20 protein-coding genes, 1 tRNA gene and 1 pseudogene are annotated in these 20541 nt (G+C 67.6%); 9 read left to right on the top strand and 13 right to left on the bottom strand.

The window, feature by feature from the left end; genetic code table 11:
- Positions 1 to 5 precede the first annotated feature (5 nt).
- Entirely contained in the window at positions 6 to 2747 is a 2742-nt protein-coding gene (locus tag QE389_RS08045; RefSeq protein WP_307366153.1) for a TonB-dependent receptor, read from the bottom strand.
- 125 nt (positions 2748 to 2872) lie between these two features.
- On the opposite strand from QE389_RS08045, the gene QE389_RS08050 reads away from it, so the two are divergent.
- Complete coding sequence (locus QE389_RS08050; protein WP_307366154.1) at positions 2873 to 3988, top strand: ROK family transcriptional regulator; 1116 nt, start codon at positions 2873 to 2875, stop codon at positions 3986 to 3988.
- On the opposite strand, the gene QE389_RS08055 is transcribed toward QE389_RS08050, so the two are convergent.
- Positions 3915 to 5174 carry an MFS transporter gene (locus QE389_RS08055; protein WP_307366156.1) on the bottom strand — a complete coding sequence of 420 codons (1260 nt, stop codon included), beginning with the start codon at positions 5172 to 5174 and terminating at the stop codon, positions 3915 to 3917. The two genes, QE389_RS08050 and QE389_RS08055, sit on opposite strands and share 74 nt — an antisense overlap.
- A 318-nt stretch (positions 5175 to 5492) precedes the next feature.
- Between QE389_RS08055 and QE389_RS08060 the strand changes: the two genes are divergently transcribed.
- On the top strand, positions 5493 to 5855 hold the full coding sequence (locus tag QE389_RS08060) for an AlpA family transcriptional regulator (RefSeq protein WP_307366158.1): 363 nt from the start codon (positions 5493 to 5495) through the stop codon (positions 5853 to 5855).
- Between the two features lie 36 nt (positions 5856 to 5891).
- On the opposite strand, the gene QE389_RS08065 is transcribed toward QE389_RS08060, so the two are convergent.
- Positions 5892 to 5978, bottom strand: a tRNA-Leu gene (locus QE389_RS08065).
- 189 nt (positions 5979 to 6167) lie between these two features.
- Here QE389_RS08065 and QE389_RS08070 point away from each other — a divergent pair.
- Both QE389_RS08070 and QE389_RS08075 read left to right on the top strand, forming a co-directional pair.
- On the top strand, positions 6168 to 7016 hold the full coding sequence (locus tag QE389_RS08070; RefSeq protein ID WP_307366160.1) for a WecB/TagA/CpsF family glycosyltransferase: 849 nt from the start codon (positions 6168 to 6170) through the stop codon (positions 7014 to 7016).
- Positions 7017 to 7078: 62 nt separating this feature from the next.
- Entirely contained in the window at positions 7079 to 8437 is a 1359-nt protein-coding gene (locus QE389_RS08075; RefSeq protein WP_307366162.1) for an FAD/NAD(P)-binding protein, read from the top strand.
- A 13-nt stretch (positions 8438 to 8450) separates the two neighbouring features.
- Here the strand turns inward: QE389_RS08075 and QE389_RS08080 are convergent, their stop codons facing one another.
- Genes QE389_RS08080 through flgB form a run of 3 tightly spaced genes read right to left on the bottom strand, consistent with a single transcriptional unit; the run spans position 8451 to position 9606 of the window.
- Positions 8451 to 8753, bottom strand: a complete 303-nt coding sequence (locus QE389_RS08080; RefSeq protein ID WP_307366164.1) for a flagellar hook-basal body complex protein FliE — start codon at positions 8751 to 8753, stop codon at positions 8451 to 8453.
- Between the two features lie 11 nt (positions 8754 to 8764).
- A complete protein-coding gene (flgC, locus tag QE389_RS08085) occupies positions 8765 to 9184 on the bottom strand; it encodes a flagellar basal body rod protein FlgC (protein WP_373458301.1) in 420 nt (139 codons plus the stop codon).
- Positions 9185 to 9198: 14 nt separating this feature from the next.
- Entirely contained in the window at positions 9199 to 9606 is a 408-nt protein-coding gene (gene flgB / locus QE389_RS08090; protein ID WP_307366166.1) for a flagellar basal body rod protein FlgB, read from the bottom strand.
- 143 nt (positions 9607 to 9749) lie between these two features.
- Between flgB and QE389_RS08095 the strand changes: the two genes are divergently transcribed.
- The 3 genes from QE389_RS08095 (at position 9750) to QE389_RS08105 (ending at position 11229) form a co-directional block, all read left to right on the top strand.
- Positions 9750 to 10025 (top strand): flagellar biosynthetic protein FliO, encoded by a 276-nt coding sequence (locus QE389_RS08095; protein ID WP_307366168.1) that lies wholly within the window; start codon positions 9750 to 9752, stop codon positions 10023 to 10025.
- Positions 10022 to 10834: a flagellar type III secretion system pore protein FliP gene (gene fliP, locus QE389_RS08100; protein ID WP_307366170.1), complete on the top strand. Its 813-nt coding sequence runs from the start codon at positions 10022 to 10024 to the stop codon at positions 10832 to 10834. The genes QE389_RS08095 and fliP overlap by 4 nt, the downstream gene beginning before the upstream one ends.
- 116 nt (positions 10835 to 10950) lie before the next feature.
- Positions 10951 to 11229: an HU family DNA-binding protein gene (locus QE389_RS08105; protein WP_292089163.1), complete on the top strand. Its 279-nt coding sequence runs from the start codon at positions 10951 to 10953 to the stop codon at positions 11227 to 11229.
- Positions 11230 to 11318: 89 nt separating this feature from the next.
- Here the strand turns inward: QE389_RS08105 and QE389_RS08110 are convergent, their stop codons facing one another.
- A complete protein-coding gene (locus QE389_RS08110; protein WP_307366173.1) occupies positions 11319 to 14159 on the bottom strand; it encodes a hypothetical protein in 2841 nt (946 codons plus the stop codon).
- 125 nt (positions 14160 to 14284) lie between these two features.
- Here QE389_RS08110 and QE389_RS08115 point away from each other — a divergent pair, with 125 nt between their 5' ends.
- Positions 14285 to 14674, top strand: coding sequence for a DUF983 domain-containing protein (locus QE389_RS08115; protein ID WP_307366175.1), 390 nt, complete (start codon positions 14285 to 14287; stop codon positions 14672 to 14674).
- Here QE389_RS08115 and QE389_RS08120 read toward each other — a convergent pair.
- The 5 genes and pseudogenes from QE389_RS08120 to folP form a co-directional block, all read right to left on the bottom strand.
- Positions 14671 to 15246, bottom strand: a complete 576-nt coding sequence (locus QE389_RS08120) for a nucleotidyltransferase family protein (RefSeq protein ID WP_307366177.1) — start codon at positions 15244 to 15246, stop codon at positions 14671 to 14673. The two genes, QE389_RS08115 and QE389_RS08120, sit on opposite strands and share 4 nt — an antisense overlap.
- Positions 15243 to 16029, bottom strand: a pseudogene (thiD, locus tag QE389_RS08125) (bifunctional hydroxymethylpyrimidine kinase/phosphomethylpyrimidine kinase). The gene QE389_RS08120 and the pseudogene thiD overlap by 4 nt, the downstream one beginning before the upstream one ends.
- 95 nt (positions 16030 to 16124) lie before the next feature.
- On the bottom strand, positions 16125 to 16469 hold the full coding sequence (locus QE389_RS08130; protein WP_307366180.1) for a multidrug efflux SMR transporter: 345 nt from the start codon (positions 16467 to 16469) through the stop codon (positions 16125 to 16127).
- A 48-nt stretch (positions 16470 to 16517) separates the two neighbouring features.
- Positions 16518 to 16880, bottom strand: a complete 363-nt coding sequence (locus tag QE389_RS08135; protein ID WP_307366182.1) for a DMT family protein — start codon at positions 16878 to 16880, stop codon at positions 16518 to 16520.
- A gap of 66 nt (positions 16881 to 16946) precedes the next feature.
- Complete coding sequence (gene folP, locus QE389_RS08140; protein WP_307366184.1) at positions 16947 to 17783, bottom strand: dihydropteroate synthase; 837 nt, start codon at positions 17781 to 17783, stop codon at positions 16947 to 16949.
- 206 nt (positions 17784 to 17989) lie between these two features.
- Between folP and QE389_RS08145 the strand changes: the two genes are divergently transcribed.
- Positions 17990 to 18406 carry a GreA/GreB family elongation factor gene (locus QE389_RS08145; RefSeq protein ID WP_307366186.1) on the top strand — a complete coding sequence of 139 codons (417 nt, stop codon included), beginning with the start codon at positions 17990 to 17992 and terminating at the stop codon, positions 18404 to 18406.
- Between the two features lie 82 nt (positions 18407 to 18488).
- On the opposite strand, the gene ftsH is transcribed toward QE389_RS08145, so the two are convergent.
- Positions 18489 to 20447: an ATP-dependent zinc metalloprotease FtsH gene (ftsH, locus tag QE389_RS08150; RefSeq protein WP_307366187.1), complete on the bottom strand. Its 1959-nt coding sequence runs from the start codon at positions 20445 to 20447 to the stop codon at positions 18489 to 18491.
- Positions 20448 to 20541: the final 94 nt, after the last annotated feature.

Here is a 20541-nt window from a genome sequence, read left to right on the forward strand (position 1 = left end):
CCGCCTCACCATTGGGGTTTCCACGACAGGCCCAGCCAGAAGGTCCGTCCGACCGGGAAGAAATAGTTCAGATAGGCGCGGTCCACCCCCTGACGGACGATGAACGGCGATTGGGTGAGGTTCTGCACCTGTCCGACCAGTTCCACGCCATCACCCAGCCTCCAGCGCGCCTGCACGTCGATCTGCTCGCGCGGTTCCTGATACAGGTCGCGGGTAGGCGTATCGCCGTCCGCCGATTGCAGCGCACGACCGATGCGATTGTAGGAGCCGCGCAGTTCGATCGGCCCGATCGCGTAGAACGCGGTCAGGTTGGCGATATAACCGGGTTGCTGGGTAAGCCCGCTTGTCTTGCGCGTCGATGGCAGGCCCGATGCGACGCCCGCGGCGCTCACCGGCTGGCGATAGGAACCGTCCAGCAGGGTGAAGTTCGCATTGAACCCCAGCCCCGGCAGCGCGGCGATGTGATTCATCGTGTAGCCGATCTCAAGTCCCTTCACGTTGGCCTCCGCCGCGTTGCGCGGCGTGCTGACGACGACATTCTGGTAGGTGACGCCCTGGAAGGTCGCGGCCGGTCCCACCTGACTGCTGGTGAATATCTCGTTGCGGATGTCCTTCACGAAACCGGCGACGGATATCATGCCGACGGGCATGTACCATTCATAAGACAGGTCGTAATTCCACGCCTCGCGCGGCTTCAGATCGGGGTTGCCGGTGCTGACCATCAACGTGCCGTCGGCGCCGATCCCGAACGAGGTGCGTGCAGCGTACTGGCTATAGTCGGGCCGTCCGATCGTCTTCGACACGCCGGCGCGCAGCCGCATCCCGTCGCCAAGCTGATAGGTCGCCAAAGCCGAGGGCAGCCAATAGCCGTAATCGGTCGTGCGCCGCACCGGCTCATACGCGGTCGAGCCGAGCGTGGTCGGCGCCTGGTTGGTGTCAACGACCAGATGCGTGCTGTCGTAGCGAACGCCGAACTGCGCGTCGAAGCGATCGACGCGGACCAGCCCCTGCGCATAGACCGCCTTCGTCGTTTCCAGATCACCGAAATCGTCGGCGGCGTTGTTGGCGATCTGGTTGGTGGTCGTGAACGACCCGCGATTGGCCTCGAACCGCTGCCACGCTGCCGGCCGATTGATAAGCAGATAGGGCGCCGCAGGGGTCAGATACGCTGTGGGCCGCTTGTCGTAGAAGATGCCGGTCAATGTGCCGATAGTCGCCTGACCGGCGCTCGTGGCGGGGACATATTCGACATAGCGCTGGTCGTAGGACAGGTCGGTCCGCGTGACCGCCGCGCCGACATTCGCCCCAAAGCCTCGATCGTCGGCGGCCGCGTTGAACCCCATATTGACCTTGGCGAAGTCGACGGTTGAGTCGAGATCGCGATTGATGTTGCGATAATAGAGCGCGCGGTAGCTGTCGGGATTATTCGCGGCGGCCGCGTCGTTGAGCGTCAGTCGCGGACGCCCGTCGACGATGGCGTAGCCATAGCCATAGGCCGGCAGGAACCCTGCCGACGACGTTCCGGCGCGCGGGTTGGTGTCGTACTTTATCATCTCGCGCAGTTCGCGATACTGCGACTGCGACCGCGCCAGGGTGGCGTCGAGAACGATGCCGCCCCCGAAATCATGACGCCCCTTGGCGTCGATCAACCAGGTGTCGCGCGCGACGGGCTGATAGGTCAGCCCTTGCTGCAGATCGCCCTGCGCGAACGCGCCGCTGGTCGCGGTGACTGCCGTCGGCGTCCCGGTCGGCAGCGTCAGGATCTCGTAGCGGGTCTCGACATCCTTGTCGTGATAATCGCCGCCGAACAGCGACACTTCCGTCGCATCGTCTGGGCGCCATTCCAGCTTCAGATTGCCGCTGAGGCGCGTGCGCATGTTCTCGAAGAAATAATCTTGGTTACGCACCGGCACGAGAAAGCCGTTCGACAGGTTCGAAAACGGCGTGCGTGCGCCGGCGGCGGTGAAGTACGACCAGCCCGCACCGTTGCTGTCGCCCGGCAGTTCGGCCCGCGCGGTCGAGGGCAGTCGCTGATATTCGACCGAGGCGACGATGCCGAAGCTCTGTTCGGGGCCGAAGCGCAATGCGCCGGTCGCATCGGCGCGGATTGACGGCCCGCCCTTCTGGATCAGCTTTCCGACGGTATCGTTATAGCCGCCGTTGGCGTTGACGACAAAGAAGCGGTCGTCGAGCGCGTCGAACGCGCTCTTCGAAACGATGTTGATCTGCCCGCCCAGCGCATGTGGATCATACTGCGCGGTGACGCTCTTGATCGCTTCGATCCGCGACACCAGCGAAGAGGGCAGCATGTCGAGCCGCGCGCCGCGATAGACCCAGTCGGGCGAGGCGAGAGGGATCCCGTCAATCGTCACCAGATTGTAGCGCGGATCCAGGCCGCGGATCGTTGCGCGCTGATAGATGTCGCGGTTCTTGGTCGGATCGGCGCCGCCCACCACCGACACGCCGGTGATCCGCCGGCTCGCCTCGACGATGTTGAGATCGGGCAGACGTCCGACATCGTCCTGCGAAATGGCGTCGAGAATGACCGCCGACTGGCGTTTGACCCGCGTCGCCGATTGCTGTGACGCGCGGAACCCGGTGACGACGATGTCATCGACCTGCGCCGGATCAGCACCTCGGACTTCGCTCGGCAAAGCGGCGGTCTGTGCGAAAGCCGGCAGCGCGCAACTCAGCGACGTGCCGAGCAATAGGTGACAAGCCAAGCTTATTTGATGTGCGGCTTTCATTGTAATACCCCGTTTGGAACTCTCCTGTTATATATCGTTCAGCATGATATTTATTTGACAGCCGTGAGGACTTGGCCGCCTTTTCACTCGGTCATGACTTATTGCATTGAATTGAAAGGTTATTTATGTCGCCGCCCAAATTATCGGCTCGTAGCAGGACGACGCTTGCCGCGATCAGACGACGGGGCAGCGCGTCGCGATCGGAGCTGATTCGCGATCTCGGACTGTCGGGCACGGCCGTGTTCCGGGCGACCGAGGAACTGGAGGCTGCAGGCTTGGTCCGCAGCGGGGAGACGGTCGCGACCGGGCGCGGCCAGCCCAGCGTGATGATTCATATGGAGCCTGACGCCGCTTTCAGCCTGGGCCTTTCGGTGATGACCGACCGCGCTGATGTGGTGTTGATCGACCTGGCGGGATCGGTTCGTGCACGGCGCCAGATCACCTTGCCGGGGATGCCGCGCGCGGCGATGGTGGACGCAGCGGTCAGCTTCGGACTCGATCAAATGGCCACAGTGGGTATCGACCGCCGCCGACTGCTGGGAATGGGGGTCGCGGTCGCGGGCTATTTCGTCGGTCCATCGATGGTGAACCCCGGCCGCGAACTGGAAGAATGGGCGCTCGTCGATCTAAAGGAGGCGACCGAACGGCAGACGGGGCTGCCGACCTCGGTCGAGAATATCGCCAACGCGGCGGCGCTGGGCGAGCGTATGCTGGGCGTCGCCGCGCGCTATGACAGCTTTTGCTACGTTAACGTCGCCGCCGGCTTTGGCGCCGGAATCGTGATGAACGGCACGCTGGTGCGCGGGCGTTACGGCAATGCCGGAGAGATTGCAGGGTTGTTCACGAGCAGCGGCCGCGCGACCCCGAATCTTATGACGTTACGCGACCGGCTGGCCGACCATGGCATCGCCTGTTCGGGTATGTCGGATCTGATCACGCACTTCGATCCCACTTGGCCCGGCGTGGATGAATGGCTGGCGGAGCATCAGGAGTCCTTTTCCTATCTGTTCGGCGCTTTGCGAATGACGTTAGATTGCGAGGCGCTGATCCTGGGCGGGCGACTGCCCAGGGTGCTGGCGCGACGGATCGTCGATGCGATCGACCTGCCGGAAAATCACTGGCCGGTCCGCCGCGAGCGCCGCGCACCGCCCACGGTGATGGATGTCGCTAGCCTTGAGCCTGAACTGTCGGGACCGCTCGGCGCCGCGTCGTTGATTTTCCACCAGACGCTTTTCGATTGATGGACAGAATGATCGCCAGTGCGAGGCACACGACGGCGATCGCGGCAAGCGCGCCGGTCATCATCAGCGATGGCGGCGACCAAGGATCGCGCATCGTCAGGCGGTAGGGCGACGCCGCCAGCATGTGCCCGGCGATGACGATGGCGGCGGCCTGCGCCGTTTTCGAAACGCAGGTGAATATCCCGACATAGCGGGTGGCGCGTCCCTGTGCGGCGAGCGCCGTCATCGCGCTCCAGAGCATCAGCCATAACCCGCCCGATCCGATGCCGAACGTCATGCCCGCCAGAGCGGCTCCGACCGATGCAGATCGCAAAGGGCTCAACAACAGCGCCGCCGACCCCGCCAGCGTGACGGCCGCCGCGACTAGGCTCAAGACCGCAGACCGGCGACGACGGCGCCATGCCCAAAGGGGCTGGCTGATCGTCCCCCCGACCGCCGCCCAGAGCAACAGTCCCGCACCGCCACTGACGAACGCCGAATAGTAGGGCTCTACCAGGCGAAAGGCCGCACTGGCGGCGATCATCATCGCCAGCGCACAGAGGATCGTCGCAAAACCCAGATCGCCTTGGGGACGCACCGGCGCATAGCGTGGAAGCGTCCCGCTCGCCATAGGCGCACGCGCCAGCCAGCATGCGGCGCCGCAAACGAACAACGACAGCACCAGCGCCCAGACCATCCAAAGGTTGGTATCGCCTCCCCGGATCAGAATCGGCGCGGCGATCACGCTGACTGCGATCGTCGCGACGCCCGATGCGACATTGCGATTAGCAAGGAGCGTGCAGCGCGCATGATCGTCGAGCGAAAGCAGAGCCGGCAGTGTGTTCTGCGGGATGTCGATCAGCGGATAGCTGGCCCTAAAGCCAAGCAGCATCGCCAGCGCCCAGGCCGACCGTACATCCGCCGCGACGAACGGCGTCGCACAGAACAGAAGGAAGAACGCGCATGTCAGCGGCCCGCCCAGCGCCTGAACGCGCCGGGCATGCGCCTCGTCCGTTATCCGGCTCCGCCCCCACATCCCCATGACGAGATCGGCCAGCGCGTTAAGCAGCAGGGACGCCGCCATGATCCAGCCCATCGACCTGGCGTCGATTCCGCAGAGTTCGGTCAGGAAGAAACCGAACAGCAGGGTGCTCGCATGCCAGAGCTGGCTCTTGGCATAGTGCGCGATCAAATAGACGGGAAACAACGTCTCCAGACCGCGTGGCGAACGTTCGGGTCGATACGGAATAGGATGTCCTATGCACACAGCAAGGGAGCGAACGACGTCGCCCCGATCACGTTATTCCCTCGGTACGGATAGGCCGAGTTCATGATGCCGACATGACAGCTGGAACGATGGTCGGTCTCCCCTACCTGGATCGGCAAGCCCAGTGGACCGCAACCGGCCGAAGTCTTGCGGGCAGCGCATATGACGCGGCCCGCCACGCCTGCTTGGCGGTGGAGGGCCACATCCCCTTTTTGAGAAGGCTCGCCGCCGCGCGGTGCGGCTTAACGCCGTCCACTTTTGCGGGGGAAGATCACAGGCCGTATCATCCGCCTGAAAACCGTCTTGGTCCGCACGGGCCTTAGCAGAGCCACGATTTACCGGAAGATCAAGCAGAGGACCTTTCCCGCCCAAGTGAAGATCACAGTGAGGGGAGCGGGCTGGCATGAACCCGAAATCAATCGGTGGGTAGCTGATCCGGTAGGTTGGAAGCCGACAGCGCAGACGCCGTCGAACTGGTCTGGATCACCCCTGTTAGACCCACGGGAGTTGACGAGATGGCGGCGCAGATTGGCTGATCGTCTCGCGGCAGCGCAGACCGTCGCAGGCAAGCGCGAACTATGTGTGGGAAGGCGTATGGACCCCGAAGGGCCAGTCAAGTGATTTATCGTGCAAAAACAACGCGATAAATCACTTGACTGGTGCCCAGAAGAGGACTCGAACCTCCACGGCCGTTAAGCCACTGGCACCTGAAGCCAGCGCGTCTACCAATTCCGCCATCTGGGCCCCGTCGGCAGCGCCTTGCGGCGTTTCCATCGGGAAGGCGCGGACCTCTAAGGGAGGGGCTGGGCGAGGTCAACAGGGATTTTCGTCTGGATGCCGATTTCTTGCGCAAGCGGCGCCTTTCGCTGTCTGAACGCCGATTAAGCCTGTTCCCTTACCGTGTCTTGAGGGGCTCTGGACTAGAGCCTAGGCATGACGGAGACGTCCCTGCCTTCCCACGCGCGTGACCGCCGCGCCGCCCCGCGCCGGGCCTTTCGCAAGGCGCGGCGGTCGCGCGAGCGCGTGCGCCTGCTGGGTCAGGCGGTGGATCTGGTCAAGCCCGAGGAGGTGATGCACCACCTGCAGCAGGCCGTGGCGGAGGGGCGCAAGAGCCTGATCGCCAATCACAATCTGCACAGCCTGTATCTGCTGACCCGACGGCCCGAACTTCAGACCTTCTACGACCGCGCCGACATGGTGGAGGTCGATTCCACGCCCCTGCTGTGGTTCTCGCGCGCTCTGGGCCTGCACAGCCGGCCCTTCCACCGCTGCACCTATCTGGACTGGCGCGATCATTTCTGGAGCCTGGCCGACCGCAAGGCCTGGCGCGTGCTGTCGGTCGGCGGCGCTCCCGGCGTGGGCGAGGCGGCGGCGGCGAAGCTGGCGGCCCGCTATCCGGACGCCGAGATCCGCACCCGTCACGGCTATTTCGAGGCCGCCCCCGGATCGGCCGACAACGCCGCCGTTCTGGCCGAGATCGCGGACTTCCGACCCCATATTCTGTTCGTCGGCATGGGAATGCCGCGTCAGGAACTGTGGATCGCCGACCATTTCGACGCCCTTCCCGATTGTGTCGTCCTGTCGGTCGGCGCCGCCTTCGACTATGAGGCGGGGGTGCAGAAGGCCGCGCCGCGCTGGATGGGGCGGGCGGGGATCGAATGGGCCTATCGCCTGTTTCATGACCCGCAACGCCTATTCGTCCGCTATTGCGTCGAGCCCTGGTTCCTGCTGCCGCTGATCGTCGCCGACATCCGCACGGCCCTTCGGCGTCACGGCGCCTGACGCCTATCGCCATCCGCCGTCGGGTTCGCCATTGTGCGCCCGTACAGGATGATGGAGGCTGGATGACGGTGGGTGGGGAACGCGCGCATGTCGCGGTGATCGGCGCCGGCTTCAGCGGCCTGATGACGGCGGTGCATCTGACGACCCTGTCGGCGGACCTGCGCGTCACCCTGATCGAGCGGCGTCCGGTCTTCGGGCGCGGCGTCGCCTATGACACCCGCGACCCCGGCCATCTGCTGAACGTGCGCCTGGACAATATGAGCGCCTTTCCCGACCGGCCGGACGATCTGGCCGACTGGCTGGCCGCCCGCGATGCGCCGCCCGCGCCGCACGGCTTCATCGGCCGGGGCCTTTACGGCGACTATCTGAGCGAGATCCGCGACCGGGCCGTGGCGGCGTCGAACGGCCGCCTGACCCTGATGCCGGCCGAAGCCCAGGCCCTGGACCGCACGGCCGAGGGCTGGAGGGTCTCCACCTCGGACGGGCCGCCGCTCGACGCCGACGCCGTGGTACTGGCGCTGGGCAATCTGGAGCCGGGCACGCCGCCGGGCATCGATCCGACCCTGCGCGCCTCGCCCCTCTATATCGAGAACCCCTGGTCCCTGGACCCGCAGGCCCTGGCCCCACAGGCTTTGGACGACGCCCGCCGCATCCTGGTGATCGGGACCGGCCTGACCATGGTGGACACAGTCCTGTCCCTGGGCGCGCCCGGCCGGCGGTTCGTCGCCCTGTCGCGCCGGGGCCTGACGCCGCGCGCCCACGCCGCCGAGGTCCAGCCGCCTGGCGACGGCCTCTTTTCCGGCGGCCCGTCTCAGGTCCTGGCCCAGGTGCGGGCGGCCTCGGCGCGTCAGGACTGGCGACCCGTCTTCGACCGGCTGCGGCGCCTCGCCCGCGACCTGTGGCGGAGCTGGACCCCGGTGGAACGGTCCCGCTTCCTGCGCCATCTGCGCCCGTTGTGGGACGTGCATCGCCACCGCCTGGCCCCTTCCATCGCCGCCCAGATCGAGGCCCTGCGGAAGACGGGCGATCTGACGTTGCAGGCCGGCCGCCTGACCGAAAGCCGACTGACGGACACGGGGGTTCAGGTCTGCTGGCGTCCGCGCGGCGGCCAGGATGCAGTCTGCGAGGACTTCGACCTTGTCGTCAACTGCACCGGCCCTCTCGGCGCGGTGGCGCGCAGCACCCGCCTCTTGATCCGCGACCTTCTGGCCAAGGGGTTCGTCCAGCCCGATCCGCTGGGCCTGGGACTGACGGTCGACGAGGAATGCCGGCCGCTGGACCTGACCGGTCGCCCCGTCCCCGGCCTCTACGCCATCGGCCCCCTGACGCGCGGCGCGGCGTGGGAGATCACGGCCGTGCCCGACCTGCGCGGCGCCGCCCTGGACCTGGCCCGGCGGGTGGCGGCCGACATGGCGGTCTGATCCGTGGGCCGCCTTACAGCGGCATCGCCATGATTTCCTTGTAGGCCGAGATCACCTGGTCGCGGACCGAGATCACGGTTTCCAGGGACGCCTCGGCCGAGCTCAGGGCCGTCACCACGTCGATCAGATTGCCCTGGCCCTGGACCGACCGGGTCATCTGGGTCTCGGCCGCGCGCGACTGCTGGGCCATGTCGGTCATGGCGTTCTTGACCAGGTCGGCGAAGCCGCCGTCGCCGACGGCCGGGGCCGAGGCGACGCTGGGCATTCCCCCGCCCTGGACGGCGGCGTAAGCCTTGGCGGCCATCATCGGATTCATGGCCTAGCTCCTCAGCGTTTGATGATGTCGAGGGTGCGGCTGTCCATCGACCGCGCCGTCTCGATGACGTTCAGATTGGCCTCGTAGGCGCGCTGCGCCTCGCGCATGTCCATGGCCTCGACCAGGGTGTCGACATTGGGCCGCATCACATAGCCTTGCGCGTTGGCGGCCGGATGGGACGGGTCATAGTCCATCTTGAAGTCGCTGGCGTCGGGCCGCACCTCGGCCAGGGCCACCCCCGTCGCCCCGTCCACCTCGCGGGCCTGAAAGACCGGAATCTGGCGGCGATAGGGCTCGCCACCCGCCGTGCGGGCGGTCGACTGTGCGTTGGCGATGTTCTCGGCGATGATGCGCATCCGCGACTGCTGCGCCTTGAGGGCGGAGGCGGCGACGGCCATGGCGCTGTTCGACGGAGGGATGGTGTCGGGCATGGATCAGATCTTTCTCAGCCGGCGCCGGGCTTGCGGGCGGCCATGCGGATCATGGACATGGACTTCTGGTAGAAGCCGATGGCGGCGTCATAGGCCATGCGGCTCTCGGCCATCTTCAGCATCTGCTCTTCGACCACCACCGAATTGCCGTCCAGGGTGGTTTCCGAATCGGGGGCATTGGTCGCGTCGAACCGGACCGAGGGCCGCGCGGGCGCGATATGGGCGGCGTTGGTGCGCGCCATCTGCAGCCCGCCGCCGTTTCTCAGGGCGGCGGCGAAATCGGCCGGCTGCTTCAGGTCGCGGCCGATGAAGCCCGGCGTGTCGGCGTTGGCGACGTTCTCGGCGATGACCCGCTGACGCGAGTCCAGCCAGTTCAGCCGGCCCTTGATCTGACCCAGCAACGGTATGTCGGCGACGCCCATGGCGGTCTCCCGTGCGGCGCAAAGGCGCGCGATGGGCAGAAAATGCCGCCTGCATGGTTAACAGGCCCTTATCTCAACGCCTCGTTAACCGCGGTGGTTAAGACTTCGCCCATCGGCGCGAATTGCGCGGGGCCTCTCAGCGTATGAATTTTCTCGATCTCGCCCGCGCCGTCTTCGGCCTGGCCTTCACCCTGGGGCTGATCGGCCTGGTCGCCTGGGCGACGCGCCGCTACGCGCCCCAGCTTCTGGCCCGACTGAACGCCGAGCGCGGCGCCCGCCGGCTTCAGGTGGTCGAGACCCTGGTTCTGGACCCCGCCCGTCGCCTGGTCCTGGTCCGCGTCGACGACGAGGAACGACTGATCCTCCTGGGCGAAGGCCGTGAACTGATCGAGCCCCGCCAGGTCGGAGGCGGCCAATGAGGCCCGCCCTCTTCGTCAAGCCGACCGGCCCCGAGCTGAAGCGCGCGGCGGTCCTGTCCCTGTTCACCACCCTGGTCTGCCTGGCCTGGCCGGTCGCGGCCCTGGCCCAGCAAGCGGCTCAGGGCGGATCGGCCATCAACATCGACCTGGGCTCGGGCGCGGGGCTGACCCAGCGGGTGGTCCAGTTGGTCGGCCTGATGACCGTGCTGTCCCTGGCGCCCTCCATCGTTATCATGACCACCAGCTTCGTGCGAATCGTGGTCGTCCTGTCCCTGCTGCGAACCGCCCTGGGGCTTCAGCAGTCGCCGCCTAACGCCGTCCTGATCTCCCTGTCCCTGTTCCTCAGCGCCATCGTCATGGCCCCGACCTGGCAGGACGCCTATGATTCGGGCATCCGCCCGCTGATGGATCAGCAGATGGAGCTGCCCCAGGCGTTCGATGCGGCGTCCGAACCCGTGAAGACGTTCATGCTGGCCCAGGTGGACCGCGGCGACCTGGCCCTGTTCACCCGGCTCAGCAAGATTTCGCCGCCCCAGAACGTGCAGGAGCTCCCCCTGCGGGTGGTCACGCCGGCCTTCATGATCAGCGAGTTGAAGAAGGCGTTCACAATCGGATTTCTTCTTTTCGTTCCGTTCCTTGTGATCGATCTGGTGGTGGCCAGCGTGCTGATGTCCATGGGTATGATGATGCTGCCGCCGGTGGTCGTCTCCCTGCCGTTCAAGCTGATCTTCTTCGTGCTGGTGGACGGCTGGCGACTGGTCGCCGGAAGCCTGGTCGAGAGCTTCCAGAAGGCGTCGGGAACCGGATAATCCCCGGCCCTGCTGGGGTTGTCGCAGCATCGGCGCTTGCAAAGCCGTGCAAAATCCGTGTTGATCCCCCGGTCCTCGCCCGGTCTCGGGCGATCAAAACACTGGAAACGCTTCTTATGACCACTCAAGCCGAACTGATCGCCGCCGTCGCCAAGGACGCCGGTGTCTCGCAGGCCGACGCCGGCAAGGTTCTGACGGCCATCGTCGAGAACATCCACAAGTCCCTGAAGTCGGGCGGCGACGTCCGCATCTCGAACCTGGGCGTCTTCGACACCGCCGAGCGCGCCGAGCGCGAAGGCCGCAACCCGGCCACCGGCGCGACCATCAAGATCGCCGCCTCCAAGGCCGTGCGCTTCCGCGTCTCCAAGCCGCTGAAGGACGCCGTCAACGGCTAAGCCTTTTCGATCCCGATCGGGATCGAGCAAAGCTCTGACGGGCGGAGGTCGCGGCGCGATCTCCGCCCGTTTTCGTTTCCGGAGATCGGTCAGGCGGCGGGTTTGGCCGCTGCGTCCCTGCGGAACGCCTGTTTGGCGCTGTTGACCCAGCCCACGAAGGTGTCGGCCTGGCTGGACAGATTGGCGAAGTCGCCCACGCCCGCCACGCCGGACAGATTGTCGTCCAGGGCCACGCGGATCGCCGCCCCCGACCGCGCGCCGGCGATGAAGGACGAATAGCGCGCGTTCAGCCTTTGCAGCGATGCGCGCTCCCCCGCCAGCGAATAGCCCACGCCCGCCCGGATCAGCCAGCTTTCCTCGGCCGGCGTCAGCGGCGTCGGCGTCTTGTAGCGTTCGCCCAGACGCGCCTCGTAGATCGGAGCCGCCTCGCCCCACTTCTGCTGCTTCCAGACAATGTCGGCCCGCACCTCGCGCGCCGGGGCCGACTGATCCTTGTCCAGCACCTCCAGCGCGTGGTCGAACCGGCCCAGGTCCATCAGGGCGCGGGCCTCCAGCGCGCGACGCTCGCTGTTCATGGCGGCTGGCAGAAGGGTGGTGCGCGATCCCCAGATGGCCTGCAACGCCTTCTCGGGCTGGCGGTCCATCAGATAGACGGTGGCCAGGTTGGTGGCGACCTGGGCCTTGGCCACCCCGTCCAGCCGCTCGTCCACCTGATGCTTCAGCAGTTCGGCGGCCTGGTCCAGCAGGTCCACGTCGATCAGGCGGCGCGACAGGCGGCGCACCATCTCGTCCCCGTCGGCCCCGATCGGCGTCAGTTCGCGGAAGTCGTAGAACAGGGCCAGGGCCTGCACCGGCTGCAGCCCGTCGGCGGCCCCTTCCAGGAACAGGGCGCGGAAGGCGTCAGACTGATCCTGCTGGATTTCGGCCGCGCCCGGAATGTCGGCCATCCGCTTGCCGGCGCTGCGCAGGGCGTCCAGCGCCTCGCGGTAGCGGCCCTGTTGCAGATAGATGTTCGACAGTTTGCGGATCACCGCCATTTCGGTCGCGTCGCCGCGCCAGCGCCACTTCAGCAGCTCCAGCCGCTGGGCCGCCTGGTCGGGGGTGATGGCGCCCTTGTCCAGCTCCAGGGTCACGGCCCCCAGTTTGGCGGGGGTGGCGACCCCGTCGAGAGAGGCGCGCGACACGGCCTTGTAGATGCCCAGCGCCCGGTCCTTGTCGCCCGTCATCTCGAACAGCCGCGCCTGCACCAGTCGCGCCGCCAGCTGGTCGGCCGCAGGGGCGTCCTGGCTGAAGACATAGGCCAGCAGTTTCTGCGCGGCGGGCAGGTCGCCCAGTTGCACCGCCGCCAGGGCGTGGGCCGTGCCGAACCGCGCGCGCCAGACCTTGGGAAAGCTGTCGATGGCCGTGGCGCCGGCGGCGAAGTTGCGCCGCGCCCCCTCCCAGTCGCCCTGTTCGGCGGCGATATAGCCCTGCCAGACGCGGGCGGACGGGTCGTCGGACAGGCCCCCGATGGCGAAGTCGGCCTGGGCCTCCTCCAAGCGGCCGACCCCGACGCGGGCGGCGCCGCGCAGCCCGCGCACCTCGGGCTCGCCCTGAAGGTTCGGCGCCTTGGCGATCAGGGCGTTCAGTACGCCGATCGCTTCGTAGTTCAGGTTCGATCCGACCAGAAAGCGCGCCAGGGCCAGCCGCGCCTCGATCGGGGCGCGCGGATTGTCGTCGGCCGCCAGGGTCTCCTGCGCCGCCGCATCCTGCAACCGACGATAACGGTCGGAAAAGCCCGCCTCGCCCACGGCCGCCCAGTCTTCCAGGATCAGGGCCGGGCGGGCGGCCCGGCGCGGCGCGTCCGGCGCCTGATCGCCCGTCTCCAGGGCGGCGGACGGCGCCGACAGGGTCAGGCCGTTCGGCCGGCTGATCGTGACCAGGTCGCCGTCGGCCTCCACCCTCAGATCGTCGGTCGGCGTCTCGACGGCCAGGCCCTGCGCCGTCGGGATCAGGGTCAGATCGACGGTGGAACGTTGGCCCGCGAACCCCTTGCCCGGCGCCAGGGCCGTGACGGCGGCGAATCGGTCGCCCACCAGGGGGTCGGTCAGCCAGACGGTCTTGGTCGCCCCGGCCATGCGCGCCACCAGCGCCGCAGAGCCGTCGTCGGCCCGGTTCACCTCGACCTCCTGGCTCACGCCGGCCACGCCGCCGATGGTCACGCTCCAGGTTCCGCCCTGCCCCTCGGCCGCGACGGCCAGGCCGTCCGGCGCCGCGATCCGCACGGCGGTGTAGTCGGGGCCCGCCGCCCAGCGCGCGTCCTTGGCCGGCCCCAGGGCCTTGGCGCCCGTCATGTCCATCCGGGCGGCGGCGTCGAACACGATCCAGACCGCCTCGCCCCGGCGGAAGACGGCGGCCCCCACCGGCGCGCCCCACTGGAAGGTCAGGACGGTCTTTTCGGGACTGGACACGGCGCGCACCGGCACGACCGACGGGGTCGCGGGTTTTGCGGCCTCAGCCGTCTCGGGCGCCTTGCCGGGGGCGTAGAGGTTCAGCCAGACCGCCCCGTCCGCCACGCCCGAGCGGGCTTCCGCGCCGGGGGCCAGGGTGATGACCAGGTCCGTGCCGCCGCCGCGCGCCATGCGCGTTTCGACCCCCTTCACCGCCGGCGGCGGGTCGACCTTCAGGCGCGAGACGTCGGGCGCGGCGTTGACGCCCAACCGGACCACCACCTGGTCGCCGTCGCGGCTGACGCGAGAGCGCGCGCCGATGACGCCGCCGAACTCGACCCGGGTAAAGTCGCCGGTCTGGCCGATGTCGATCGACAGGGGATCGCGTCCGCGACCGGCCTCCTGGGCCAGGGGGGCCAGGGGCGCAAAGGCGACGGCGCCGGCCGCGGCGGCGGCCACGGTCGTCTTCAGAATGCGCTTGCTGTGCGGAGCCCCGGACATATCCTCCGACCCATGCCCTCAAAGCCCTTTAATCGCAGTTAACCGCGTCCGTCCGTCATGACGTCCCGCCGCTTGGACAAGTCGCCCACGCGACAAGACGGCGCCAGACGCGCATAGTGTCCCGCATGACCGACTATCCGCGCCTCAGCACCCTGAAGACCGGCCTGGCCTGCCGGTGTCCGCGTTGCGGGAAGGGCGCCCTGTTCAAGGGTTATCTGACGCTCAGGACCGAATGTCCCGAGTGCGGTCTCAGCTACGGCTTCGCCGATCCGGCGGACGGCCCGGCCTTCTTCGTGATGACGGCGGTGGGTCTGGTCGGCATGATCCTGCTGATGGCGTTCGACTTCATCGTCCACCCGCCCATCTGGGTCCACGGCGTCGTGACCCTGCCGATCCTGGTGGCGATGTGCATGGGGTGCCTGCGCCCCTTCAAGGCTTGGCTGGTCGCCGAACAATATGTCCACAAGGCCGCCCCGCCCGAGTTCTCCTCCAACGGCAAGCACGGCCCCTACTAGGTTTCGATCACCGTCAGTTCGGGCCAGCGGGCGCGGGCGCTGTCGATGGCCCTGGCCCAGCCCTTGGCGCGCGGCCGGGTCGGATTGGGCCGGATCGTCAGGGCGAAGACGTCTTCCAGGCCGAAAGGCGCCGCGACCGTGATCCGGTCGTCCGGCTCCAGCCGCACCCCCACCGCAAAGGCCGGCGCCACGAACCGGCCCAGCGCCGCATCGGTCGCGGTCACGGCCTCATAGGGTTCGCCGAACCGGCCCTGGAACCATAGATGGACCCGCGCCTGGTTGCGAACCTCCACCTGGCTGCGCAGCGGCTCTTCGAAGGCGGCGGCGACGCGCCGGATGACCGCGTCCTCGGCCTCCCAGGACAGGTCCGAGGCGTCGAAATAGGCCAGGTCGTAATCCTTGACGCCATAGCCGTGCGGCCGGCCCGTCTGGGCGTTCCACACCGCCTGATAGACCGCGCCCGACACCAACCGCCAGTCGGGCAGGTCCAGCGCCCGCACCGTGGTCAGCACCTGCATCAGCCCCGGATCGGCGCGCACGATGGCGGCCAGTTCCGCTTCAAGATCGCTCATCCGCGCACAGGCCAGGCGTGATCCAGAGGGCCGTGGCCGGCGCCCAGGCCGGGCGCCCGGCGGATGGCCTCGCCGACATAGGCCCAGGCTTCGGCGACCACGACCTCCAGCGGCCGCCCCATCGCCAGTCCCGCCGCGCAGGCGCTGGCCAGGGTGCAGCCGGTGCCGTGGGTGTGGCGGGTGTCGATCCGCTCGGCCTCCAGCACCGTCTCCCCTTCGGGCGTCATCAGAAGATCGATCACCGTCGGCCCGTCCACATGCCCCCCCTTCATCAGCACGGCCTGGGCCCCCAGCTTCAGCAGGGCCTCGCCGGCCCGCCTTTGACCGTCAAGGTCGCGCACCGGCAGGCCCGTCAGGGCCTCTGCCTCTGGCGCATTGGGGGTCAGAAGCGCGGCGCGCGGGATCATCAGGCGCTTCACCGCCTCGACCGCCGCATCGGGCAACAGGGAATGCCCCCCCTTGGCCACCATGACCGGATCGACCACGGCGGGGGCCTCGGCCTCGTCCAGCAGGGCGGCGACCGTCTCCACCACCTCGACCGAGCCCAGCATGCCGGTCTTGACCGCGTCGGTCCCGATGTCCTCCAGCACCGCCCGCGCCTGGGCCGCAATGATCTCCAGCGGCAGAGGATGGACGCCATGAACCCCCAGGGTGTTCTGCACCGTGATCGCCGTGATCGCCGTGGCGGCGAACCCGCCCATCATCGTCACCGCCTTGATGTCGGCCTGGACGCCCGCGCCGCCGCCCGAGTCCGACCCCGGCCAGGATCAAGACTCTGCCCATTCCTTTTCCGCTACCGCCGCCCGCGCGGCGGGCGTCTGCTTCAGCGGGCGTTCCGCTACCGCCGCCCGCGCGGCGGGCGTCTGCTTCAGCAAGGCTCATGCGTGCGTTCCGGAAAACAGCTTCAGCCCCACGATCCCGGCCACGATCAGCAGGATGCACACCGCCCGCACCGCCGTCGCCGGCTCGTCATAGACGACGATCCCGACCAGGGCCGCGCCCACCGCCCCGATGCCGGTCCAGATGGCGTAGGCCGTGCCGATCGGCAGCTTCTGGCTGGCGACCCACAGCAGGGCCATGCTGGCCGCCAGGGCGGTCAGCACGCCCAGCGAGGTCAGCGGCCTTTGCGGGCTGACGTTCTTCAGGCCGGACGCCCACAGAACTTCCAACAGACCAGCGACGACCAGCGTCGCCCACGGATTGATCGACAGAATCCAGGACATCGTAATCAGATGGCCCAGCCCGTCCACGGGGGCAAGGGGCCGCGCCGCCTATCCGCCCAGCGGCCCCTTGAAGATGAAAAAGGCGCCCAGGCCGATGAAGGCGAAGCCGACCAGATGGTTCACTGTCAGCTTCTCGCCCAGGTACAGCACAGAAAACCCCGCGAAGACGATCAGGGTGATCACCTCCTGCATCGTCTTCAGCTCGGCGGCCGAATAGACCTGATGCCCGATCCGGTTGGCCGGCACCGCCAGCCAGTATTCGAAAAAGGCGATGCCCCAGCTGGCGATCACCAGCAGCCATAGCGGCTTGTGATCGAACTTCAGATGCCCGTACCAGGCGAAGGTCATGAAGACGTTCGACAGGGCCAGCATGAAGATGGGCGCGATATAGGGGATCAGGGTCGGGGGCATGGGGTCGGGGCCGCGTTGGTGTTCCGCCCCGCCATAGCCCAGCCGCGACGCTAGGTCGCGGGTCTTTCAGTCCGCGCCGTCCACCGCCGCGCAAAGTTTCAGGGCCTGGACCGTTTCGCGCACGTCATGCACCCGCACCATCCGCGCCCCCCGCCGCGCGCCCTCCAGGGCCAGCGCCAGGGAGCCGCCCAGCCGGTCCCCCGCGTCCGTCGCCATAGGATCGACCGCCTGGATCAGCCGCTTGCGGCTGGCGGCGTACAGGACCGGAAAACCCATATCGACCAGCACGCCCAGCCCCGCCGTCAGGGCCAGATTATGGCCCGCCGTCTTGCCGAAGCCGATGCCGGGATCCAGCCATATCCGCCCCCGCGCCACGCCCGCCGCCATCGCCGCCTCGGCGCGGGCGGCCAGATGGTCCCGCACCTCCGCGACCACGTCGTCATAGATCGGGTCCGCCTGCATGGTGCGCGGCTCGCCCTTCATGTGCATCAGCACCACGTCGCAGCCCAGTTCGGCCGCGACCGCCGCGCTGTCCGGCGCATGGCCCAGGGCCGTCACGTCGTTCCACATCGTCGCCCCGGCCGCGACGGCGGCGCGAGCGACGGCCGGTTTCATCGTGTCGATGCTGATGGGTCCGCCCCAGCGGGCGCGGACGCCTTCGATCACAGGCGCAACCCGGTCGATCTCATCGGCCTCGTCGACCGGCCGTGCCCCCGGCCGCGTGCTCTCGCCGCCGATGTCCAGCACGTCCGCCCCGTCCGCGACCAGCCGCATCGCCTGATCGATCGCGCCTTGCGTCGAGGCCCACCGCCCTCCGTCAGAGAAGCTGTCGGGCGTGACGTTGACGATGCCCATCACCTGCGACAAGGCGGCCGTCCGCGCGGTTTGACTTTCATGAGGCATGCGACCAGCCTGTAACCGTGATCGCGCATTTCGTCAGCCAGGCTCGACGCCTTTCCCACGCAGGCCGCCTCGTCGCAGGCGCCTGACCCGGAACGGCCGCGCGCCTTTCGCCCCGTTCCGGGCATCGATCCAATCCTTGAAAACATCCGGCGCCCCGCCGACGCGAAACTGCGCGCGGGCGTTTCCGATCCAGCGAAAGACACGCCATGCCGCACTCCGCCACTCCACCCGTCCGTCCCGACATCTTCCTCAGCGTCGATGACTTCGACGTCCTGTCCCGCCTGGTGGGCGATATGCCCGGCGAGGGCGTCGCGGGACTGCTGCAACAGGAGCTGGACCGCGCCATCGTCTGCGCGCCTGCCGACCTTCCCTCCGGGGCCGCCCCGCTGAACCGCTGGCTGCACTATGTCGACAGCCGCTCCCCCGAACCCCGCCGCATCCAGATCGTCCTGCCGCACCAGGCCGACATCGACGCGGGCAGGGTTTCGGTCCTGTCGCACGTCGGGGCGGGCCTGATCGGCCTGGTCGAAGGCAGCACCATCGCCTGGAGCGACCCCTCGGGCGCAGAGCGCCGCCTGACGCCGGTCATGATCGAAGACCCCGAGCATCCGGCCGACGTCTGAACGGCGGGCGCCGCCGACAATGAAAAACCCGCCGGGTGATCGCTCTCCCGGCGGGTCCTCTCTTTCAGACCTGAACCTCGGTTCAGTGCACCGTCGGCACGCTGGTGGCGGCCGGTTTTTCCACCGGGACCTCGATCTCTGTTCCATCCGACACCGGCGTCACCGGCACCGAGACCGAAGGCCCGGCGTTGGGGAAGTTGTTCTCGTCGCGGTTCGGGGCGACGCCCTTCTCCAGCAGGTCCTTGATCTCCTCGCCCGACAGGGTCTCGTATTCCAGCAGGGCCTGCGACAGCTTCTCGTGATCCTCGGCCTTGGTCGTCAGGATGCGGCGCGCCTCGTCCCAGCCGGACGTGACCAGACGACGAACCTCCTCGTCGATGGTGCGGGCCGTCTCTTCGGAGATGTTCTGGCTGCGCGCGACCGAATGGCCCAGGAAGACTTCTTCCTGGTTTTCACCATAGGCCACCGTGCCCAGCTTCTCGGAAAAGCCCCAGCGCGTGACCATCGCCCTTGCCAGCTTGGTCGCCTGTTCGATGTCGGAACTGGCGCCCGAGGTGATGTTCTCCGGCCCAAAGATCAGCTCTTCCGCCACCCGGCCGCCGGCCATGATGGCGATCCGGTCGATCATCTGCTGGTACTTCATGGAGTAGCGGTCGCCTTCCGGCAGCTGCATCACCATGCCCAGCGCCCGGCCGCGCGGCACGATGGTGGCCTTGTGGACGGGGTCGGCCATCTTGACGTTCATGGCGACAATGGCGTGGCCGGCCTCGTGATAGGCGGTCAGGCGCTTTTCTTCCTCGTTCATCGCCATGGAGCGACGTTCCGAGCCCATCAGGACCTTGTCCTTGGCGTCCTCGAAGTCGCGGTGCGTGACCATGCGCCGGTCCTTGCGCGCCGCCATCAGGGCCGCCTCGTTGACCAGGTTCGCCAGGTCGGCGCCCGAGAAACCGGGCGTGCCGCGCGCGATGGTCTTCACATTGACGTCGGCGGCCAGGGGCACATCCTTCATGTGGACGCGCAGGATGCGTTCGCGGCCCGAGACGTCGGGGTTGGGCACCACCACCTGGCGGTCGAAACGGCCGGGACGCAGCAGCGCCGGGTCCAGCACGTCAGGACGGTTGGTGGCGGCGATCAGGATGATGTTCTCGGACGCCTCGAAGCCGTCCATCTCGACCAGCAGCTGGTTCAGCGTCTGTTCGCGCTCGTCGTTGCCGCCGCCCAGGCCGGCGCCGCGATGGCGACCGACGGCGTCGATTTCGTCGATGAAGATGATGCAGGGCGCGTTCTTCTTGGCCTGTTCGAACATGTCGCGCACACGCGATGCGCCGACGCCGACGAACATCTCCACGAAGTCCGAGCCCGAGATGGAGAAGAAGGGCACGCCCGCCTCGCCCGCGACCGCGCGCGCCAGCAGCGTCTTGCCGGTGCCGGGAGGGCCCACCAGCAGGGCGCCCTTGGGGATCTTGCCGCCCAGACGCTGGAACTTGCCGGGGTCCTTCAGAAACTCGACCACCTCGGTCAGCTCTTCCTTGGCCTCGTCCACGCCGGCGACGTCGTCGAAGGTCTTGCGCCCCTTGTGTTCGGTCAGCAGCTTGGCCTTGGACTTGCCGAAGCCCATGGCCCCGCGCGCCCCGCCCTGCATCTGGCGCATGAAGAAGATCCACACCCCGACCAGAAGCGCGATGGGCAGGATGCCGATCAGCAGGCTCATCCAGATCGACTGGCCGCCCGACTTGGCGTCGATGTCCACGCCGGCCTGCAGCATGGCGTTCATCAGCTGTTCGTTGGGATAGACGGTGGTGGAGGTGAAGCGCGTGCCGTCCTTCAGCTCGCCGTTCACCTTGTCCACGCGGACAGTGACCTGCTTGACCTCTCCGGCCTGGACCTTCTGGACCAGTTGGGAATAGCTCAGGGTTTCGGTGCGGGCGGCGCCCGACTGGCCGGGCATGCCCGTCATCAGTCCGCCCTGCGACAGGGCGCCGAAAAACGCCAGCAGCAGCAGGATGATGACGCCGGTGATCGCCAGATTGCGCAGGTTCATAAGGGTCCTCGGTCGTCCGCCGTCCCTTGGGGGGGCGACGGTCTGAAATGGTCTGGCCAGGAAAATAGGCGCTTCGGGGGCGTTACGCCATCGG

The sequence above is a fragment of the Brevundimonas sp. SORGH_AS_0993 genome, assembly GCF_030818545.1.
Classification (GTDB): Bacteria; Pseudomonadota; Alphaproteobacteria; order Caulobacterales; family Caulobacteraceae; genus Brevundimonas.

Coding starts and splice junctions, on each gene's coding strand:
- QE389_RS08070 (WP_307366160.1), top strand. CDS start 6,168: ATGACGGAGACGTCCCTGCCTTCCCACGCGCGTGACCGCCGCGCCGCC.
- folP (WP_307366184.1), bottom strand. CDS start 17,783: ATGCCTCATGAAAGTCAAACCGCGCGGACGGCCGCCTTGTCGCAGGTG.
- QE389_RS08105 (WP_292089163.1), top strand. CDS start 10,951: ATGACCACTCAAGCCGAACTGATCGCCGCCGTCGCCAAGGACGCCGGT.
- QE389_RS08110 (WP_307366173.1), bottom strand. CDS start 14,159: ATGTCCGGGGCTCCGCACAGCAAGCGCATTCTGAAGACGACCGTGGCC.
- QE389_RS08120 (WP_307366177.1), bottom strand. CDS start 15,246: ATGAGCGATCTTGAAGCGGAACTGGCCGCCATCGTGCGCGCCGATCCG.
- QE389_RS08045 (WP_307366153.1), bottom strand. CDS start 2,747: ATGAAAGCCGCACATCAAATAAGCTTGGCTTGTCACCTATTGCTCGGC.
- flgB (WP_307366166.1), bottom strand. CDS start 9,606: ATGGGCGTCGCCGACATACCGTTGCTGGGTCAGATCAAGGGCCGGCTG.
- QE389_RS08050 (WP_307366154.1), top strand. CDS start 2,873: ATGTCGCCGCCCAAATTATCGGCTCGTAGCAGGACGACGCTTGCCGCG.
- QE389_RS08080 (WP_307366164.1), bottom strand. CDS start 8,753: ATGAATCCGATGATGGCCGCCAAGGCTTACGCCGCCGTCCAGGGCGGG.
- flgC (WP_373458301.1), bottom strand. CDS start 9,184: ATGCCCGACACCATCCCTCCGTCGAACAGCGCCATGGCCGTCGCCGCC.
- QE389_RS08075 (WP_307366162.1), top strand. CDS start 7,079: ATGACGGTGGGTGGGGAACGCGCGCATGTCGCGGTGATCGGCGCCGGC.
- QE389_RS08130 (WP_307366180.1), bottom strand. CDS start 16,469: ATGTCCTGGATTCTGTCGATCAATCCGTGGGCGACGCTGGTCGTCGCT.
- ftsH (WP_307366187.1), bottom strand. CDS start 20,447: ATGAACCTGCGCAATCTGGCGATCACCGGCGTCATCATCCTGCTGCTG.
- QE389_RS08095 (WP_307366168.1), top strand. CDS start 9,750: ATGAATTTTCTCGATCTCGCCCGCGCCGTCTTCGGCCTGGCCTTCACC.
- QE389_RS08115 (WP_307366175.1), top strand. CDS start 14,285: ATGACCGACTATCCGCGCCTCAGCACCCTGAAGACCGGCCTGGCCTGC.
- QE389_RS08135 (WP_307366182.1), bottom strand. CDS start 16,880: ATGCCCCCGACCCTGATCCCCTATATCGCGCCCATCTTCATGCTGGCC.
- QE389_RS08145 (WP_307366186.1), top strand. CDS start 17,990: ATGCCGCACTCCGCCACTCCACCCGTCCGTCCCGACATCTTCCTCAGC.
- fliP (WP_307366170.1), top strand. CDS start 10,022: ATGAGGCCCGCCCTCTTCGTCAAGCCGACCGGCCCCGAGCTGAAGCGC.